Below are 17975 nucleotides of genomic sequence, written 5' to 3'. Positions count from 1 at the left end.
ATATATCCAGAAAACGCAATTCGGATAAGCATTCTTGTCGGGTTCACTAGGTTATGTTTTGGGCAAAAAAAATACTCCGACAAGCAATGCCCGATGGTTAGCGAACCCTTCCCGCAAGGAAGACCTCCCTCAACTCCGCAACACGCGAACCCAATGACGCCAGAATGACACCTCTCCGCTTTCATCGGACATTTCGCAGTGCACACCTTCGCGCAAACGTTAGCGGTCCAGATCAATTCGTCTGACGCCATCCTGGCGGGCATGTGCGAGTGATCGACCACGGATGCAGTCCGAATCCGACAAATCTCAGACCTCTGCGGCGCTTCGGCCACATCCTCTTTTGCAATGGCTTAGAGTCCCTACCGTGCGTGATCCCCCGCGCATGTAGTACCGTTTTTTGGCCGCCGATTTGGCGGCCTTTTTGTTGGTGCCCCTGGAACGCCTAAACTGCAAGCAAGGTTACGTGCTTGAGGGAGGCATCCATGACCGAGTCAATGCTGGCCATTTCGATGGCGACCATTCTCATTGTGTTCGGCACCGCGATACGCGCGACTCACATCAACCGGGATCGGCTCATCAGGTGGTTTGAGAAGCACAATATCCGCTGATGCGCGATGACGCTCGCGGTCATCGCTCCCCATCGCGCATCAGTGCCGCGAGCGCGTGAAGTCGTGCAGACGATGCCCGTGCATGCTGCGGATCAGACGCTGTCGAAGGTGTTCACGCCGGTAGTGCGCGACGACGAATAACGATGCGATCAACAGCACCGAGAAACCCAGCGCGACGCCCATCATGGTCTCGTCCATGGCCACCTCGTATCGGTATGCCCCCGATACTTATCTTAGGTCGCGGCTGGCGCTTTTAACAGGCGAGCGTCCAATTACCAGGACATTGATCCGGACCCACCGACCGCGCCAATCGGTACCGTGGAATTCAGGCGTTTAAAGCAATGCTTTCGCTCGCGAATCGCCTAAAATACAGCCATTCTCTGTAGTTGCGGTCACGACCTCGACGGAGGGTCCTATGACTGAATCGGTGATGGCTTATTTGCTCGGACCACTGGTCATGGCCGTGGTGGGCATAGCATTGTGGGTTTCTTCGCATCACCGTCGCGACGGCGGCGATCGTGGAGAGCGCCGGCAACGCTGGCTGGACACGCATCACGTGGACTGGATGCGTCATCGGCATTGACGCCGTGCGTAATCGGGCAGAGAACGGGCCCGCTACGTGAAACTACGCGTTGAACCTCAAGCGGGCTTATTCGCGGCTGAGTACCCGCAACACGTCGCGGGCGAAGTCTTCGCCTGCCCGCTCCCAGTCGGGAGAACCAACCACAAAATCGACCGGATTTCTTTTGCCCTGAGCCTTACGAATTGCCGCGATGCTCAGCGCGAGTGCCCGCGCCTCGAGATACTGCGGATGCCCAGGCCCGAATGGGATGGATTGTTCGTCGTTCATAGCCAGGATGTCGGCCTGTTCCGCGCAAACTTTAGTACGCGTGACGCGAATTTCTGATATTCCCCGTAGATTGGTCCTACTAATGCGGCGTTGCCCTCGCCCGCGCTCCCCCTGACGCACGCTCACGCTTGCGCCCGGCTACGACTCGAATCATGATGCGGCAGTGAAAAAGACCCCTGCACGCCACTTCGAGGAACGCCATGAAGTACGACGAGACAAACCCCTTCGCAAGGATTTTGCGCGGCGAGCTACCGTGCATCAAGGTTGCCGAGAGTGACGCCACGCTGGCCTTCATGGACCTGATGCCGCAGGCAGATGGCCATGTGCTGGTGGTGCCGAAAGAAGGCGCGTCCGAGATATTCGAGCTCTCCGATGCGGCGACCGTTGAATGCATACGCATGACGCAGCGGATCGCCATCGCGGTTAGAAAGGCGCTCAAGCCGGATGGCGTGTTTATCGGGCAATTCAACGGTGCGGCAGCCGGCCAGACCGTCGCGCATGTGCATTTTCACGTCATCCCACGTTGGGAAGGTGTGCCATTACGCCTGCACGCTCGTGAGGTAGCGCCGCAAGCCACGCTGGAGGGGTTCGCGCAGCGTATCCGTGCCCAGCTCGCCAGTGGGAGCAACTGAGGCCCATACGCGCGGCTATAGAGAGCGCTGCGGCCGTCGGCGAGCCATAGGAGATCTACGCGGACTGCAGCGCTTAGAGAGGACCGCTGCCGACATTCACGAAGAACTCAGAACGGCATCAATTGCGATGCAACAAACTGCGCAACGGATGGTGCCAGTCGATATGCCGCGGGTGGTCTCTCTGCGCGCGCTGGCGATGCTCCTGCCACAGTTCATCGGAGAACAGGAACGCGACTATCAGCAGCGGCACGATCAGAAACGCGCCTAGTACCAGGTGCTCCATCACAGCTCTCCTTTCGCCCATCCGTAATTGCATTGTAGGCGCACTTCTCGTGCCCAGCGTGCGCCGGCGCACTCACGGACACCTGTCCGCCGGTTGCGACAAACGGACGCCCTGCTCCTGCAAAACCCGCGCCACGCCTTGTCCCGCGAACGTCAGGCTGCAACTGTTCACACGGCACTTCAAGAACTCCCACGACGCACACGGGACTAACCCTGGCTCGCTGGAATTCGCTGGCCGTACAGGTATCGCAGTTGTTTTCTTCCCGTCACGGTCAATCCGGCGCAATCTAAAACCAATAACTCTCAAGGGGGGAATCTCATGACAATCGAACGCGATGCCAGGCTCGTGTTAAGGCCGCTCGAGCGTCACGATCTGCGCTTCGTCCATGAAGTGAACAACAACGCCAAGATCATGCGTTACTGGTTCGAAGAACCCTATGAAACGTTCTCGGAGCTTTCGCAGCTCTATGACCAGCACGTGCACGATCAGCGCGAACGGCGCTTCGTCGCCATCGATAACGACGGTGAAACGGTCGGCCTCGCGGAATTGATCGAACTCGACTACATTCACCGGCGCGGCGAATTCCAGATCATCATTGCCCCGCAGGCACAGGGCCGTGGCCATGCAACGGTTGCGACCCGGCTTGCCATCGACTACGCGTTTTCAGTGCTGAATCTGCGCAAGATCTATCTGATCGTCGACAAGTCGAACGCTGCCGCAATTCACGTGTACGAGAAATGCGGCTTCCGGCACGAAGCCGAATTGATCGAGGAGTTTTTCGGCAACGGGAAATACCACAATGCGTTGCGCATGTGCATGTTCCAGCACGAGTTCTTCGCAGCGAATCCGCGCCGTGACTGACCGCGATGGTCACGCGCCCGTGGTTGAGCGAAGTAGCTAACGTGATGCAACTGAACGCGGTTCGCTTGCCGCGTCCAGCGATCTCGCGCCGCCGCGCCAAATCGTTACCGAGCCATCACGCGCTCGCTTTCTTCCATGTGGCGGCGAAAATTCCCGCCCCGACCAACAGGCTTCCCCCAACGCGGTTTACGACGCGCTGCACGCGCGCGCTGCGGATCGCCCGTCGGGCGACCGAGGCAAGCATTGCATAGCAAAGCGCGTTGAACGTACCGAGCAGCACGAACGTCGCTTCAAAAGCGATGATCTGAGAGGTCGCCGCCGCATGGGGATCGATGAACTGCGGCACGAATGCGACAAAGAAAATGATGCTCTTGGGATTGAGCGCCGTCACCGCAAAGGCATGCGCGAAAATGCGGCTGGAGCGGGTCTCGACGATATTCGCGGCGTCTGTCACATCAGACGCCTCCATATCGCGCGTCGGGGAGCGCCACAACTTGATGCCAAGGTAGATCAGATAAGCCGCGCCAACCCATTTCAGCGCCGTAAACAGGGCCGCGGACGCAGCGAGAATCACGCCGAGGCCCAGCATGGATGCGGTCATCGACGTCAGGTCGCCGAGCGCGACGCCAGCGGTTGTCACGAGCGCAAAACGGCGGCCATGTCCCAGCGCATACGAAACAACGAGCAGTACCGTCGGGCCTGGGATCGCGACGAGGATTGCCGAAGCAATCGCAAAGGGCAGCCAGTGGGCAAGCGTCATAGGAGGATCTCCGAAAGTTGTCGGCTGATTTATCCATGAACTTTCGGCGAGTGCAAGCGACTTTTCGCCAGGCAATCTTCATCACACCCGACATCGCCACGACAGACCTGGCACTCTTTTTGTCCTGCAATTAAACCGATACTTGTCTCATTTCCAATTATCTGGTGAATGACTTTGTGTGCGGCGCATCAAGCGGCCGGATTTTTCGTATTAAGACGCTTAATTATCGATGCTGGTTTACTCGTATATACCCCGCGGAGCATTGCCAGTTAAAGCCAGGCGCGTTCGGCGACATTGAGGAATCCATGACGAAGCCTGCCTTTTTCATCATTTAGGACGTCGCATTATCCTGCGATAACGGGTGCGGCAATTCGCCACTGTTGCAAGCGCACACAAGATGTGCTTGCTGCTGGCTCAGGTTCTTCTAAAGTGCAAGATGCGGGTATGACCTAGAAGTTAAATACATAGCTAACCTGAGTAATAACCCGCACGGAGGCAAATATGAAATCGAAAGTCGCTCTTCTTTTCGCCGTAACGGGATTGCTGGCCGCATCAGCGGTGCAGGCCCAGGACGCGATGGTCAAGCCGCAGCAAACCATCCAGTTCAAAGCGAATGCTTATGGCTGCCTGTCGAAGGATAAACTCGACGCCGCCGATCAGCACGCGCAGGCTGGCGAACAGCAGCAAATGCAGGAATTCTTCTCTGGCTATCAGTGCATCTCGACACCGGAGAATTCGAGTTTCCGCGTTGTGCGCGTCGTCGGACACGACGTGGAATTCGTCAATTCGGGCAATAGCGATACGGAAGGCCTCTGGGCTAACGATCGATTCATCAAGCAGTAAAGACTGTACCGCCAGGTTATAAAACCTGGGCAGTCTGCTGCAATTCACGGCCCTTAAAAGGGGCCGGGTGGTGAGTTCGCGGAATTAAAGACACATTACGTCGTCCGTCGACGTAAATGGAAACGGCTAGGCACCGCGCCTGGCCGTTTTGTTTTTCTCCGCTCGCAGTGACCGACGTCGATCCGCATTGTGATCGATTCGCCTCATGCGCAAAACACCCACGTCGGTGAGCATAGCGTTTCATAGCGCTTTCCAGCATTCCGAATATCAATTCCGGTATGGCATGATCGAAGCCGCCGCATGAGGCAGACGGCTTTCGGCCACGCTATCGGGATAAACATGACACGCAGTCATTCGAACTGGTTTGTGCGCGGGCGACTCAAAACCCGGCAGCTGATGTTGCTGGCCGCAATGGAAGAGGAGGGCAACGTACGACGCGCCGCCGATTCGCTCGGCATCACCCAGCCCGCCGCGTCGCGCCTTCTGAAGGAGCTGGAGGACATGCTGGGTGTCAGCCTGTTCGACCGCACCCCACACGGTATGCTCGCCACGATGTATGGGGAGGTGATGATCCGGCACGCGCGCATGGTGTTGTCAAACCTGAGTCACGCGCATGATGAAATATCGGCCTTGCGTGCCGGATTGACCGGCCAGGTGCGTATCGGCGTGATCGCCGCGGCCGCAGCGACGATGGTGCCACGCGCTATCGCAAGCGTGAAAGAGCTTTACCCCCAGTTGCAGATCTGGCTGCAGGTGGAAACGTCCGACGTGATGCTCGAGCGGGTTGCAGAGGGCGAGCTCGACATCATGATTGGCCGGGTGCTCGAACGGCAGAATCCGCTCAAGACTGAGGTGCGCTACGAGCCGCTCGCCGATGAACCGCTTTGCGTCGTCGCGCGGACCGGCCATCCTCTCGAAAATGAGACAGGTTTGACGCTGCGCGATGTTGTGAACGCAAGCTGGGTGCTGCATCCGCCTGGTAGCGTGCTGCGCCACCGTTTTGACCTGATGTTTTCGCAGATTGGACTCAATCCGCCACAAGACGTGGTGAATACGAACAATTTCCTGGCCATTTCGAGCCTGCTATTGCAAGGCGACATGCTGGCTGTCCTGCCGGACGAAGTGGCGCGTCAATACCAACAGTACGGCATGTTGCAACGGATGCCGGTGGATTTACCGTGCAGAATGGATACGTTCGGTATCATCACGCGCCAGTCGCAATTGCTGTCGCCGGCGGCGTCCGTGGTGCTGGAAGCCTTGCGCACAGCGGCCGCCGACGTGTATGGTGCGGCCTTCGACCCCACGGTGGCACGCTAAATGCTCTGTAATGGCTGAAAAAAGCAGCCAGGGCAGGCGTTCTCGTGCATGATCCGTCCTCGCCACCCCACGGCTGCAGTCCAGCCGGCGACGTTTCGCTGCCAGCTTTTTCTGGCATCACGCGCCGGCCCCGCAGCCCTGTGGAGGAGCGAGCGATGTACAAACAAAACGGTAGGCGGCAGCGAGCCGCCGATGATTCCTTTTCTGTGAGGTCCGCAAGCGCGGGCTCCTGGTGTGGCATGGCTCTGAAATCGACGATTTATAAGGCGGAACTGCAGATTGCCGACATGGATCGGCACTACTACGCCGATCACGCGCTGACTATTGCGCGCCATCCGTCGGAAACCGACGAACGCATGATGGTGCGCGTGGCGGCGTTCGCGCTGTTTGCACAGGAACGCCTCGAGTTCTGCAAAGGCCTGTCGGACATCGACGAGCCCGATCTCTGGCAAAAGGATCTGACCGGCGCAATCGAGACCTGGATCGAAGTCGGCCAGCCAGACGAGCGGCGCATCGCCAAGGCGAGCGGCCGCTCCAACGAGGTGGTGGTGATCGCCTACGGTGGCCGCACTTCCGAGATCTGGTGGCAGGGGGTGCGCAACAAGGTGGACCGGCTGCGCAATGTCACGGTCTGGACGCTCGGAGAGGAAGTCGGCGCCGCGCTCGGCAGGCTGGCCGAACGCACCATGCGCCTGCAGTGCACGGTGCAGGACGGCGCGGCCTGGCTCGGCAGCGCGGACTCAGATCCGGTGCCGATTGAATGGACTGTGTTGAAAGCGCCGGCGAACGCTTAAGAAGGGCGCGGTCAATCAGGCGCGCCCGGTCAGGCAGCACCCTCAGGCGGCCCCTTCAGTTCGACCATATTGCCTTCCGGATCGAACAGATACAGCGACGGCCCGAAACCATCGGCGCCATATCGCACGCCCAGTTCGCCGATACGTACGCCGCGCTCACTCAGATACGCCTTCAGCGCCTCGCCGTCGAACTTTTCCACGCGCAGGCATAGGTGATCCATATTTCGACCTTCACCCGGCGTGCCGCTATCGGGCCGGTCAATCGTGGCGCCGACCGTCAGCAGATCGATCAGCGAGCGTCCCGCCCGCAACTGGATCAGCCCGATATCGCGCTGTTCTTTTTCGACGCTGCAACCGAGCACGTCGCAGTAGAAGCGGGTGACCGTCTCGGGATCAGCGACCCGAATGACGACGTGGTCGATCTCGCGAATGTGAATCTTCATGAAAAACGCCCCTTGGCCGGTTCTCTAGCAATCAGTTCGAGTGTAGGAGAAAGGCGGGCTGCTGGGCGTATGCCCTTGGAATGCAGGAGCGGAGAAATACGGGGCCGAATCAGCTGATGACAGGCAAAAAAAAGCCCGCTCTCAGGGAGCAGGCTGAATCCATATCAGGAGGAGACATGGAGGAGACAAGGCCTACTATACACACGGGGTTGGTGCGACGCAATAACTTTTTAAGGGAAAACCCGATAGGGTGGCGTTTTGTCGCAACAGATGCGGAACCGGTCCCAAAACCCCATCGCCACAAGGCCCGCGCAATGACAGAGCAAGAACCGGAGCGTAGTCTGACGCCATGCAAACTAAATTGGTGACCATCGAAACTGTCTTTTCGAGGACATCATGAACCACACCGTGACATCTGCCTGGACTACCGCCGCTGAACGCTGGGACGCCGTGACCCAACGCGACCCGCACGCCGACGGCGCCTTCTTCTACGGCGTCAAAACCACCGGCGTGTTCTGCCGCCCATCGTGCGCGTCGCGCCAGCCGCGTCGTGAAAACGTCGATTTCTTCATTACGACAGACGCCGCACGCGCCGCCGGCTATCGCGATTGCAAGCGCTGTCAGCCAGGCCGTCTGCCGCGCGAACTTGAGATCGTCAACCGCGCGTGCGCCGCGCTCGACGCCGATCCGCAACAGCGCCTCACGCTCACGCAGTTAAGCGATGCCGTGCACGTCAGCCCGTTTCATTTGCAGCGGCTCTTCAAGCGCGTGGTCGGGGTGTCGCCGCGGCAGTATCAGGCGGCCCAGCGCGGCGCCGCGCTCCGCGATGCGCTCCAGCGCGGCACGGACGTGACGCGCGCCACCGTCGACGCCGGTTTCGGGTCGCCGTCTCGTATGTACGAGAGCGCGCCGGGAGAGCTGGGCATGGCGCCGTCGGCTTACCGCCGCAAAGGGGCGGGCTTGACCGTGCATTACGCCAGCGCGCCAACGTCGCTCGGATTCGTGCTGGTTGCCGCCACTGCCAAAGGTATCTGCAAGATCGGCTTCGGCGACGACCCCATCGCGCTTGCCAGCGAACTGCGCGGCGAGTTCGCCAACGCGGAACTGGTCGAGGATGCGGAGCGGCTCGCACCGTTCATCGCGCAAGTCGACGCCTATCTGCATGGCACGCGTCAGCGCTTCGATCTGCCGCTCGACATCGCCGCGACCGCGTTCCGCCAGCGCGTCTGGGACGCGCTGCGGCGCATTCCCTATGGCGAGACGCGCAGTTATTCGGACATCGCCGAGGCGGTCGGTTCGCCGCGCGCGGTGCGGGCCGTGGCAAGCGCCTGCGCGTCGAACCCGGTCGCGCTGGCGATTCCGTGCCATCGGGTCGTGCAAAAGGGCGGGGCGCTCGCTGGTTATCGCTGGGGACTGCCCCGCAAGGCTGCGCTGCTGGATGCCGAGGCTCTGCATGCGGGCGTGGGTGAAGGTGTCGAAACGGGCGTCGGGGCGGCCATGAAAGCGAAGGCAACCCCGACAGCAAACGCAAGCGCAACCAGCACCGCCGCAGGCAAACGCAAAGCCAAGCCCACCGCCGCTGTCACCCCCAATCTGGACCACGCCGCGTGAGCACTGCCACCGACCTCGTCATCCTCGAGCTGCCCTTCAAGGCACCCTTCGACTGGCCGCGCATCCTGCGATTCTTCAATGGACGCGCTACTCCCGGCGTCGAAGCGGTCGAGGACGGCGCGTACCGTCGCGCCATCGATTGGGCCGGCGACAGCGGCACGCTAACCGTCCGTCCCCACCCGCGCAAACGATGTCTGGTCGCCACCATCGAAGGTCCTGCCGGCCAGCACGCGGAGGCGTTGGGTGCACCGATTGCCCGGATGTTCGACCTGCACGCCGATCCAAAGGCGATCGCCGCGCATTTCGCCTCCGATCCGTGGCTCTCGCCTCTGATTGAAGCCGCGCCCGGCTTGCGCGTGCCTGGCGCATGGTCGGCGTTCGAACTGGTGGTGCGCGCGATCGTCGGGCAACAGGTGAGTGTGAAGGCGGCCACGACGATCATCGGCCGGCTGGTGCAGCGCGCAGGTCTTCGTATCGAAGACCATCCGCACGAGCGCACCGCGTGGCGCTTTCCGACGCCGGCCGCCCTCGCCGCCGCGGACATGGCGCAGATCGGCATGCCGGGCAAGCGCGTGGCGGCGCTGCAAGGCTTTGCCGCAGCGGTAGCAAGCGGCGCGGTGCCGCTCGACAGTCATGCTGTCGACACCGCCACCTTACGCGCCGCGCTGCTGGCCTTACCCGGTATCGGGCCGTGGACCGTCGAATACGTGGCGATGCGCGCCTGGCGCGACGCCGACGCCTGGCCCGCCTGGGACCTGGTGCTGATGCAATCCATCGCGGCACGCGATCCGGCTCTGGTACGGCCCACCCAGCAACGGCTTCGTACCGACGCATGGCGGCCCTGGCGCGCATACGCGGCCATGCATCTGTGGAATGAAGTGGCGGACCGCGCGGGCGCGGCGCGCGGCGGCTAGCGCCACGCAAAGCAGGCGAGTGGGGCAAGCGCGCATCGCGCGGGCGCTTTGCGCGGCGTACAGTGGACGGGACGACAGCAGCTCGCGGCACCTCGGCAAAAGCCGCTCAGGAGGCGCTCGAAGGGGCCTCAAGCAGGCCTGGTGACGAGATGTTAAAGTGCCCGCTACTGAAAATTCCGCCGGACGTTGTCGACCACACATTGCCTCACGTGAGCGGCGCATGGCGGCCGACAACGTCCGACTCGCATCAATGCCAAAGACAACACCTTCTCGCCCGACCGACCTGCTTTCGCACCGCCTGGCCTTGCTGGCTGCCGGCCCGCAGCGGGACGCGCTGACGACCGGCCTGCGTGGCATCGAAAGGGAAGCCTTGCGCGTCACGCACGACGGCCAGCTCACCATGACGCCGCATCCGCGCGCGCTCGGCTCGGCGCTCACCCATCCGTCTCTGACCACTGATTACTCGGAAGCGCTGATCGAACTGATTACACCGGCAGAGCACGACGCCGCGATCACGCTCGAGAAGCTCGATGAGCTGCACCGTTTCGTCTACGCAAAGCTCGATGGCGAGATCCTGTGGAACAACTCGATGCCGGGCCTGTTGCCCGCCACTGACGACGGCATCCCGATCGCACAGTACGGTGCGTCGAACATCGGCAAGCTGAAGTACGTGTACCGGGTGGGCCTTGCGTTGCGCTACGGCCGTACGATGCAGACCATTGCCGGAATCCACTACAACTATTCGCTGAACGAAGAAGTGTGGCGCCTGCTGCACGCCGAACAGCAATCCACGGCGAGCGCGGTGGACTACCAGTCCGACCGTTACCTCGCGATGATCCGCAATTTCCGTCGCACCAACTGGCTGCTGATGTATCTGTTCGGCGCGTCGCCCGTGCTTGACCGGCGCTTTTTGCGCGATCGCAAACATACGCTGGAGACGTTCGACGCCGACACGCTGTATCGCCCCTATGCCACCAGCTTGCGGATGAGCGATCTCGGCTACTCGAACACCACCGCCCAGGCGGCGCTGCGGGCCGACTACGACACGCTGCCAGGCTACCTCGACGCGTTGGCAAAGGCGGTCAGCCAACCGTATCCACCGTACGAGAAAATCGGCACGCAGCGCGACGGCGAGTGGGTGCAGATCAACACCAACGTGTTGCAGATCGAAAACGAGTTTTACTCGACGATCCGCCCCAAACGCATCACGTATCCGGGCGAGCGTCCGCTGCACGCGCTTGCCGCGCGCGGCGTGCAATACGTCGAAGTGCGCTGCATGGATATCGATCCGTTCGAACCGACTGGCATTGCGCTCGAAACCGCGCGCTTTCTCGATGCCTACCTGCTGGTCTGCGCACTCGACGATAGCCCTTCGCTGCCTGCAGACGCTTACTGCGAAGCCAACCAGAACTTCGGGCGCGTCACGATGGAAGGGCGCAAGCCCGGCCTCGAACTGACGCGCGACGGTCAGCAGGTCGCGATGCACGCATGGGCCGACGAACTGTTCGCGAAGATCGAGATCGCAGCGAAGGCGCTGGACGCGTTACACGGGAGCGATGCGCACGCACGTGCACTCGCCGCGCAGCGCGCAAAGCTCGCTGATGCGTCGCTAACGCCTTCCGCGCGCGTGTTGCAGACACTGCGCGACAGGAAACAGAGCTTCCTCGAGTTCGGTCTTGAACAAAGCGAAGCGCACGCGGCGTATTTCCGCTCGCGGCCGCTTGATGCGAAGGTCGAGAAAGCGTTCGGCGAGTTGGCCGTGAAGTCTTTGGAAGAGCAGGCGAAACTCGAGCGCGAAGAGGTCGGATCTTTCGACGCGTTCGTGGCGGCGTATCGCGCGTATACGTTGAATCGCTTTAGCGTTTGAGTTTGAGCCACGCGCACGCGCGAACGTATTCGCGCTCGTACGGACGAATGAAACGCCACCCGATTGCACGGGTCCAACCCTTACACTGAATGACAATCGGCGCGCGCTACGCGCATCCGGTCGTCTACACGCAGGGAGGAAGCAACGCGATGAAGAAAGCTCTGTTGGCAACATTGTGTGTTCTGACCGCAGGCTGCACGACGCGCGGGCAGGTGAATCCCGACGTCATGCAGATCGCCACTACGCCGCTCACCTGTTCGAATACAAGCGAATGCAGCGTCTGGTGGCAACGCGCCCAGAGCTGGGTGAGCAGCCATTCCGCCTACAAGATCGAAGCCGCCACCGATTCGCTGATCCAGACCGCCGGCCCCGATGGCGGCAAACGCGCGCTCGCATATCAGATCACGAGGACGTCGAACAACGACGGCACCGCCACCATCGGCTTCGCGGCACATTGCGACAGCTCGTTGGGCTGCAAGCCGAATCCGTGGGAAGCGGGCGCCGATTTCAAGGAGTTCGTGAGAAGTGGAGCGCCGGTCAGCGTGCCACCGCAAGGCACCGGTGTGGCCACGCCGGCCAGTCAGCCGCTGGAGTCCGCGCCTGCGCAATCGGTGAGCACGCCGGGAGACGTGCCTGTGTCGCAGTAGGCAAACGGCGCCGCCCCGGCCGACGGCGCCGTTCAAAGCCGTTCAATGGCGCTCAATGCCCCAGCGAAGGACCCGCGCCCTTGCGCGGCTTCGTAATCCACACCAGCCCGGCTAGCACGATGAAGGCGGCGCACGAGATGCGGAAGAAATCGTTGGTGGCCATCATGTACGCCTGCTGCGTCACGATCTGATTCAATTGCGCAGATAAGCCTTGGCCGGCAAAGCCGAGGCTCGTGAGTGAATCGCTATAGGTGGTCGTATTCGGAGCGTAGGTACTTACCGATTCCGTCAGGATCGCGTGATGGTAGATCGTGTCGTTTTCCCAGTACGTTGTGCTAACCGCGGTGCCGATTGCGCCCGACAAGGTACGGAAGAAATTCGACAGGCCCGAGGCGCTCGCCAGACGCTCATCGGACACGCTCGATAGCGTGATCGTGGTCATCGGCACGAAGAAACAGGCGACACCAATACCCTGCACCAGCCGCGGCAAGATCACGTGACTGAACGGCACGTCGAGCGTGAAGGTCGAGTTCCAGAACGAGACGAACGCGAATACGACAAACGCGAAGCTCGCTACCATCCGCAGATTGAGACGGTGCATGTTGCGGCCGATCATTGGCGATAGCACGAGCGCCAGCAAGCCGACCGGCGCGGTGGCCAGACCTGCGATGCCTGCTGTGTAGCCCATCACCGTCTGCAACCAGAGCGGGAAGATCACCACCGAACCGAAGAACGCCATGAAACCGAACGAGATGATCAGCACGCCGAGCGCGAAGTTGCGGTCCTTGAAGAGCGACAGGTCGATCACCGGCTCCTTCTCGGTCGTCTCCCAGACCAGCATGAAGGCAATCGAAATCACCGCAATGATCGCCAGCGCCACAATGAAGGTGGAGTTGAACCAGTCGCGGTCCTTGCCGAGGTCGAGCATCATCTGTAAGCACGACACACCGGTTACCAGCAGAGCGAGGCCTACTGCATCAATACGCTGCTTCGTCGTTTTCGTCTCACGGCCGCGCAGCAGCACGAACGCGCACGCCGCCGAAAACAGGCCAATCGGCACGTTGATGTAGAAGATCCACGGCCACGTATAGTTATCGGTGATCCAGCCGCCCATCACCGGCCCGAAGATCGGGGCGACGATCACGGTCATCGCCCACAGGCCGAGCGCGAGGCCGCGCTTCTCCGGTGGATACGAGCGCATCAGGATGGTCTGCGAAAGCGGCACCATTGGTCCGGAGACCAGTCCCTGAAGCAGCCGGAAGGCGATCAGCGATTCAAAGTTCTGCGCAAAGCCGCACAAGGCCGAAGCGATCGAGAACAGCAGAACCGAGAGCGTGAACAGGCGCACCTCGCCCACCCGTCGCGCGAGCCAACCGGTCAACGGCACCGCGATCGCCGAGGCGACCGAATACGACGAAATCACCCAGGTGCCCTGGCTGGTGGCAACGCCCAGACTTCCGGAGATGGTCGGCACAGCGACGTTGGCGATCGAGGTGTCGAGCACTTCCATGAACGTGCCGAGAGCGAGACCAAGAGTGAGCAACGCCAGCGTGCCGCCGGCTAGCGGCGCCGGTTCAGCGGCGGGTGGGGCAACTGCGGGAGCCGTAGCGGCCATGATCGAATCTCCTGTCGGCCGAAGTTGGCGCTTTTGCGCTTACTCCGACTCCATGCAAAGCTGCCGGGGACAAAAAGCTTGACTCAGCATGCATATTTCACCGCCATACGCGGTGCCATAGATGTTTTGTCACTTTCTGCCCAGACAGATACCTGCTTAAACATCGACGCGTGAAAAAACGCGTCTCGTGGCTACATCGTGGCTTCTTGCCCGGCTACTTGCTGTCTTCCGGCGACGGTGAATTGCCTGCTCCAGGGCAGGCCATGAATCCGTCATCGGTCCCGCTCCCCGAGCCGTTTTTGATCAGACGGCCGAGCAACGTCGTCAGCGTCGCAATATCTTCAGCGGTAAAACCTTGCAACTGTTCGTTCAGCACCGCGGCACCCAAACGCGGCAACTGCCGGGCGACTTCCCGACCTTGCGGCGTGAGTTCGAGCTTGACCATGCGGCGGTCGGCATCGCTGCGCGTGCGGACGATAAAGCCTTTCTTTTCAAGGCGATCAAGCATGCGCGTCATCGAACCGCTGTCGTACGACATGGCGCGCGACAGCTCATACGGCGTATGGGCCCGCTCGCACGACAGCATCAGGATCACACCGATCTGCTGCGCGGTAAGGCCCAACGGCTTAACCGCCCGATCCATCCGTTCGACCAGCACATTGCGCGCTTTCGACAGGTAATAGCCAAGACTCGATTCGAGGTGAATCTCGTCCGCGTTATAGGGACCGTCGGTCATCGAAAACTCGCTTTGGAAACATCAGGAAGCAGACCGGATTTTAGCTGCCTAAGCAGACAAGTCAATCTGAAAATTCGCTTCGTCATGCGGGTGAAAAAACAACACGGCATGCTGACGTGCAGCAAAGTATCTTGAAATTTAATTGCATAGTCAATATTATTACAGGCAACGAGTTACGCGCGATTCGCGCCACCCGAGACCATGTTCTGACCGCTTTGCCGCGCACCCTACCTTGGCGGTGCGCAGAGGATCCCCGTCATGCTGTACCTGAAAAACACCCTGAGCGGCCTGAGCCGCTCGCTTCACGACTCCGCAGTGCAGAGCTTTCAAGGCCCGTACCGCTGGTGGAAACTCGCGCTCTACGTGGTGATGTTCGTGCTGCCGGGGGGATCGCTCGGGGTGTTGTTCTTTGCGTGGATCGACCGTCGCCGCAACGGCCACCCGGCCCAGCCGGCCAAACAGTCGCCGACGCTGCCAGGCCTCACGGGCGCACAGCCCTGCCGTAACGGCACGTAACCGTCTCCGCAGGACCGGTTACACACCCACCGCGCGTCGCGCATTACTCTTTCAATTTTCTGCGTCATCGGCATCGCGTACGCTACCATTCCGGATCGTCGCGATGTCCCGTCTCGCTTTGTCATCCGGGCATTCCGCCCGCCGACCTTCCCGGGATCCCGTTGTCACTCAGGAACGCGCCTCGGCCGAATCGACAGGAATTGATTGCATGCAGTTTGACCGAAGCTCGCACGCGCGGGCCGTTGCTCCGCGCGCCCTGACTCTCGCAGTTGCCGCTGCGCTCGCCGCGCTGGTGACAGGCTGCGCGGTGGGCCCCGACTATAAGACGCCCACCACCGACGTGCCCGCATCCTATAAGGAAGCGGCGCCAGGCTGGAAGGTTGCGCAACCGTCCGATCAGCACGACCGCGGTCAATGGTGGGCCATCTACGACGACGCGGAACTGAACGCCCTCGAAGACAAGCTGAATACCTCGAACCAGACCGTCGCCCAATATGCCGCCGCTTACCGGCAGGCCCGCGCGCTGGTCGGTGAAGCCCGCGCCGCGTATTTCCCGGTGATCAGCGGCTCGGCCGGCCTGACCCGCTCGGGCAATGGCTCGGCAGCGAGCTCGACCTCGGGGACGCGCTCGAGCGTCAGCAACAGCTACAACCTGTCACTCGACGCGAGCTGGGAGCCGGACCTGTGGGGCAAGGTTAGCCGCACCGTCAGCGCGCAGGAAGCCGGCCAGCAGGGCGCCGCCGCCACGCTCGCCAATGCGCGGCTGTCCGCGCAGGGCACATTGGCGCAGACCTATTTCTCGCTGCGCGAGCTCGATGCAATGCAGAAGCTGCTCGACGACACGGTTGTCGCTTACGAGAAATCGCTCAAGCTCACGCAGAACCAGTACGCACAGGGCGTCGCCGCACGCTCGGACGTGATTCAGGCACAGGCGCAACTGCAATCGGCACAGGCCGCCGCGATCGACAATGGCATCGCCCGTGCTGAAGACGAACACGCGATTGCAGTGCTGGTCGGCCAGCCCGCCTCGACTTTCTCGATTACGCCTGTGCCGCTCACCGCAACGCCGCCGTCCGTGCCCGCGCAGATGCCGTCTGCGCTGCTCGAGCGCCGACCCGACATCGCGGCGGCCGAGCGCGCCGCCAAGGCCGCCAACGAACAGATCGGCGTGGCGATCTCCGCGTTCTTCCCGTCGCTGACGCTATCCGCGAGCGGCGGCTTCGAGAGTTCCGTGCTGTCGCAATTGCTCACCGCGCCAGCGCGCTTCTGGACGCTCGGCCCGCAACTTGCCGGCACGATCTTCGATGGTGGCTTGCGCTCGGCGCAGACCGAAGCGGCCCGCGCCGCCTACGACGAGGACGTGGCGGTCTACCGTCAAACGGTGCTGGCAGCGTTTCAGGACGTCGAGGACAACCTCGCATCGCAGCGCATTCTGGAGCAGGAAATCGGCGTGCAGCAGCAAGCCGTCATTTCGGCCCAGCAAGCGCTGGCTATCGTCACGAACCAGTATAAGTCGGGCACCGTGGCATACCTGAGCGTGCTGACCGCGCAGACCACCGCCTTCACCGCTGAGCAGAAACTGGCCACGCTGTCGGGAGAGCGGATGGTGTCGTCGGTGGGTCTGGTGAAGGCCCTTGGCGGCGGCTGGGATGTATCGCAGATGGCGAGAGAAACCGGCACCGTGGCGCCGCCGGATGCTGCTTCCGCAATCTCAACGCCTTCGACGGCTGTCAGAAGCGACTAGGAAAGCAACCGCGTCGGATTGGCAGCAAACAAACCGCATTTATACAGAAGGGGTATGACCGTCACGCGGCCATACCCCTTTCGCCTTTCTCCACCACGAGCGCCAGTGCCGCACGTAGCGCTCAGTGCCGCGATCAGTGCACGAAGGTCAACGCTACCGTATCCGGACCGCTCGGCCGCCCGAGCAGATTCAGCAGGCCCGCAAGGTTGTCGCGCGCCTCGGGGGCGGCGCTCGCCGTGCCGTTAAACGATGACACACCGCCCCCCACCATGCCGTGACCCTTCAGCGTCAATGGACCCTTAAGCGTCGAGAGATCGATGGTCGAGCTGTTGCCTTGCGCCTGAATCACCACCTGGTACGAACCAAGCGGCTTGACCAGCGACACCCGCGAACTGGCATCGTTCAGCGTAACCGTCAGTTGTCCGAACGCTTCCTGGCCGAAGCTGCGCCAGTCGCTCCACGCAAGCCGCACTTCGCCTTGCAGATCGAGCGTGTTGAACGGTGCGCCGAGGCCCTTGAGCAACGTCGCCGGCACGGCGATCGAACCTTGCGACACCACGGCGCCGCGACGGGTAGCGTCGACGGTGACAGGAACGGGCATCGCTTCGCTTTGCAGCATCGTCATCTGCACGCGGCCGGTGAAGAGCGGCCAGAAGGCGGTGTGCCATTCGATCCGGCCCGGCAGAAGCGTCGCCGAGCTGGTATCCGATCCAGCGGCCAGCATCAGCGTGGCCGAACCATTCCAGAGCGAGCCGGCGGGATCGACCAGATTGACGTGACCGCCGCTCGCCTTCGTGAACTGCGGCGTGATCCATGCCGCAGGCAACAGCACCAGCAAAACCGTACCGCTCGACAACACCGCGACCAGCAGCCACGGCAGGGCAGCGCGCAGGCGCCGCATCCAGAAATTCATGCGAGATCCTGTGGCTGCACC

21 protein-coding genes are annotated in these 17975 nt (G+C 61.6%); 13 read left to right on the top strand and 8 right to left on the bottom strand.

All coding sequences use genetic code 11. The features are described 5' to 3' along the window. The first annotated feature begins 482 nt into the window (after positions 1 to 482). On the top strand, positions 483 to 608 hold the full coding sequence (locus tag P3T17_RS11055; protein WP_302050848.1) for a hypothetical protein: 126 nt from the start codon (positions 483 to 485) through the stop codon (positions 606 to 608). A gap of 39 nt (positions 609 to 647) precedes the next feature. On the opposite strand, the gene P3T17_RS11050 is transcribed toward P3T17_RS11055, so the two are convergent. Beyond that, on the bottom strand, positions 648 to 806 hold the full coding sequence (locus tag P3T17_RS11050; protein WP_167379365.1) for a hypothetical protein: 159 nt from the start codon (positions 804 to 806) through the stop codon (positions 648 to 650). 217 nt (positions 807 to 1023) lie between these two features. Between P3T17_RS11050 and P3T17_RS11045 the strand changes: the two genes are divergently transcribed. After that, positions 1024 to 1191, top strand: coding sequence for a hypothetical protein (locus P3T17_RS11045; protein WP_167379364.1), 168 nt, complete (start codon positions 1024 to 1026; stop codon positions 1189 to 1191). A gap of 66 nt (positions 1192 to 1257) precedes the next feature. Here P3T17_RS11045 and P3T17_RS11040 read toward each other — a convergent pair whose 3' ends face one another. After that, on the bottom strand, positions 1258 to 1458 hold the full coding sequence (locus tag P3T17_RS11040) for a hypothetical protein (protein WP_074262991.1): 201 nt from the start codon (positions 1456 to 1458) through the stop codon (positions 1258 to 1260). Between the two features lie 200 nt (positions 1459 to 1658). Here P3T17_RS11040 and P3T17_RS11035 point away from each other — a divergent pair, with 200 nt between their 5' ends. Further along, the gene (locus tag P3T17_RS11035) at positions 1659 to 2090 is read left to right on the top strand and encodes an HIT family protein (RefSeq protein ID WP_429406644.1); all 432 of its coding nucleotides are present in this window, start codon (positions 1659 to 1661) and stop codon (positions 2088 to 2090) included. A 118-nt stretch (positions 2091 to 2208) separates the two neighbouring features. Here the strand turns inward: P3T17_RS11035 and P3T17_RS11030 are convergent, their stop codons facing one another. Beyond that, positions 2209 to 2373, bottom strand: coding sequence for a hypothetical protein (locus tag P3T17_RS11030; protein ID WP_167379356.1), 165 nt, complete (start codon positions 2371 to 2373; stop codon positions 2209 to 2211). A 318-nt stretch (positions 2374 to 2691) separates the two neighbouring features. Here P3T17_RS11030 and speG point away from each other — a divergent pair, with 318 nt between their 5' ends. Continuing rightward, positions 2692 to 3234: a spermidine N1-acetyltransferase gene (speG, locus tag P3T17_RS11025; protein WP_429406643.1), complete on the top strand. Its 543-nt coding sequence runs from the start codon at positions 2692 to 2694 to the stop codon at positions 3232 to 3234. A 115-nt stretch (positions 3235 to 3349) separates the two neighbouring features. Here speG and P3T17_RS11020 read toward each other — a convergent pair whose 3' ends face one another. Beyond that, positions 3350 to 3994 carry a LysE family translocator gene (locus P3T17_RS11020; RefSeq protein WP_429406641.1) on the bottom strand — a complete coding sequence of 215 codons (645 nt, stop codon included), beginning with the start codon at positions 3992 to 3994 and terminating at the stop codon, positions 3350 to 3352. A gap of 501 nt (positions 3995 to 4495) precedes the next feature. Here P3T17_RS11020 and sap1 point away from each other — a divergent pair. The 3 genes from sap1 to P3T17_RS11005 all read left to right on the top strand — a co-directional run bounded on the left by sap1 (position 4496) and on the right by P3T17_RS11005 (position 6948). Further along, on the top strand, positions 4496 to 4837 hold the full coding sequence (sap1, locus tag P3T17_RS11015; protein WP_074262987.1) for a surface attachment protein Sap1: 342 nt from the start codon (positions 4496 to 4498) through the stop codon (positions 4835 to 4837). 339 nt (positions 4838 to 5176) lie between these two features. After that, the gene (locus P3T17_RS11010; RefSeq protein ID WP_074262986.1) at positions 5177 to 6154 is read left to right on the top strand and encodes a LysR family transcriptional regulator; all 978 of its coding nucleotides are present in this window, start codon (positions 5177 to 5179) and stop codon (positions 6152 to 6154) included. Positions 6155 to 6393: 239 nt separating this feature from the next. Continuing rightward, entirely contained in the window at positions 6394 to 6948 is a 555-nt protein-coding gene (locus tag P3T17_RS11005) for a YaeQ family protein (RefSeq protein WP_429406639.1), read from the top strand. A 29-nt stretch (positions 6949 to 6977) separates the two neighbouring features. Here the strand turns inward: P3T17_RS11005 and P3T17_RS11000 are convergent, their stop codons facing one another. Then, complete coding sequence (locus P3T17_RS11000; RefSeq protein WP_074262984.1) at positions 6978 to 7391, bottom strand: VOC family protein; 414 nt, start codon at positions 7389 to 7391, stop codon at positions 6978 to 6980. Between the two features lie 396 nt (positions 7392 to 7787). Here P3T17_RS11000 and ada point away from each other — a divergent pair, with 396 nt between their 5' ends. The 4 genes from ada (at position 7788) to P3T17_RS10980 (ending at position 12430) form a co-directional block, all read left to right on the top strand. After that, a complete protein-coding gene (gene ada / locus P3T17_RS10995; protein WP_429287683.1) occupies positions 7788 to 9002 on the top strand; it encodes a bifunctional DNA-binding transcriptional regulator/O6-methylguanine-DNA methyltransferase Ada in 1215 nt (404 codons plus the stop codon). After that, complete coding sequence (locus P3T17_RS10990; protein ID WP_429287684.1) at positions 8999 to 9916, top strand: DNA-3-methyladenine glycosylase family protein; 918 nt, start codon at positions 8999 to 9001, stop codon at positions 9914 to 9916. Before ada ends, P3T17_RS10990 begins: the two co-directional genes overlap by 4 nt. Before the next feature lie 250 nt (positions 9917 to 10166). After that, on the top strand, positions 10167 to 11783 hold the full coding sequence (gshA, locus tag P3T17_RS10985; RefSeq protein WP_429406637.1) for a glutamate--cysteine ligase: 1617 nt from the start codon (positions 10167 to 10169) through the stop codon (positions 11781 to 11783). Positions 11784 to 11932: 149 nt separating this feature from the next. Beyond that, positions 11933 to 12430, top strand: coding sequence for a hypothetical protein (locus tag P3T17_RS10980; RefSeq protein WP_429406635.1), 498 nt, complete (start codon positions 11933 to 11935; stop codon positions 12428 to 12430). 52 nt (positions 12431 to 12482) lie between these two features. Here P3T17_RS10980 and P3T17_RS10975 read toward each other — a convergent pair whose 3' ends face one another. Then, entirely contained in the window at positions 12483 to 14045 is a 1563-nt protein-coding gene (locus P3T17_RS10975; RefSeq protein WP_429406634.1) for a DHA2 family efflux MFS transporter permease subunit, read from the bottom strand. Between the two features lie 214 nt (positions 14046 to 14259). Further along, positions 14260 to 14781: a MarR family winged helix-turn-helix transcriptional regulator gene (locus P3T17_RS10970; RefSeq protein WP_074262980.1), complete on the bottom strand. Its 522-nt coding sequence runs from the start codon at positions 14779 to 14781 to the stop codon at positions 14260 to 14262. Positions 14782 to 15039: 258 nt separating this feature from the next. Here P3T17_RS10970 and P3T17_RS10965 point away from each other — a divergent pair, with 258 nt between their 5' ends. Together P3T17_RS10965 and P3T17_RS10960 are read left to right on the top strand one after the other, a co-directional pair. Continuing rightward, a complete protein-coding gene (locus tag P3T17_RS10965; RefSeq protein WP_429287824.1) occupies positions 15040 to 15297 on the top strand; it encodes a hypothetical protein in 258 nt (85 codons plus the stop codon). A gap of 208 nt (positions 15298 to 15505) precedes the next feature. After that, positions 15506 to 17041, top strand: coding sequence for an efflux transporter outer membrane subunit (locus P3T17_RS10960; RefSeq protein WP_429287688.1), 1536 nt, complete (start codon positions 15506 to 15508; stop codon positions 17039 to 17041). Positions 17042 to 17174: 133 nt separating this feature from the next. On the opposite strand, the gene P3T17_RS10955 is transcribed toward P3T17_RS10960, so the two are convergent. After that, positions 17175 to 17954: a type II secretion system protein N gene (locus tag P3T17_RS10955; RefSeq protein WP_074262977.1), complete on the bottom strand. Its 780-nt coding sequence runs from the start codon at positions 17952 to 17954 to the stop codon at positions 17175 to 17177. Positions 17955 to 17975 lie beyond the last annotated feature (21 nt).

Origin of the sequence: Paraburkholderia sp. GAS82 (assembly GCF_050436285.1) — a bacterium.
Lineage (GTDB): Bacteria > Pseudomonadota > Gammaproteobacteria > Burkholderiales > Burkholderiaceae > Paraburkholderia > Paraburkholderia phenazinium_B.
The sequence above is the reverse complement of the archived record's forward strand: the minus strand, read 5'-3'. Positions and strand labels throughout refer to the sequence as shown.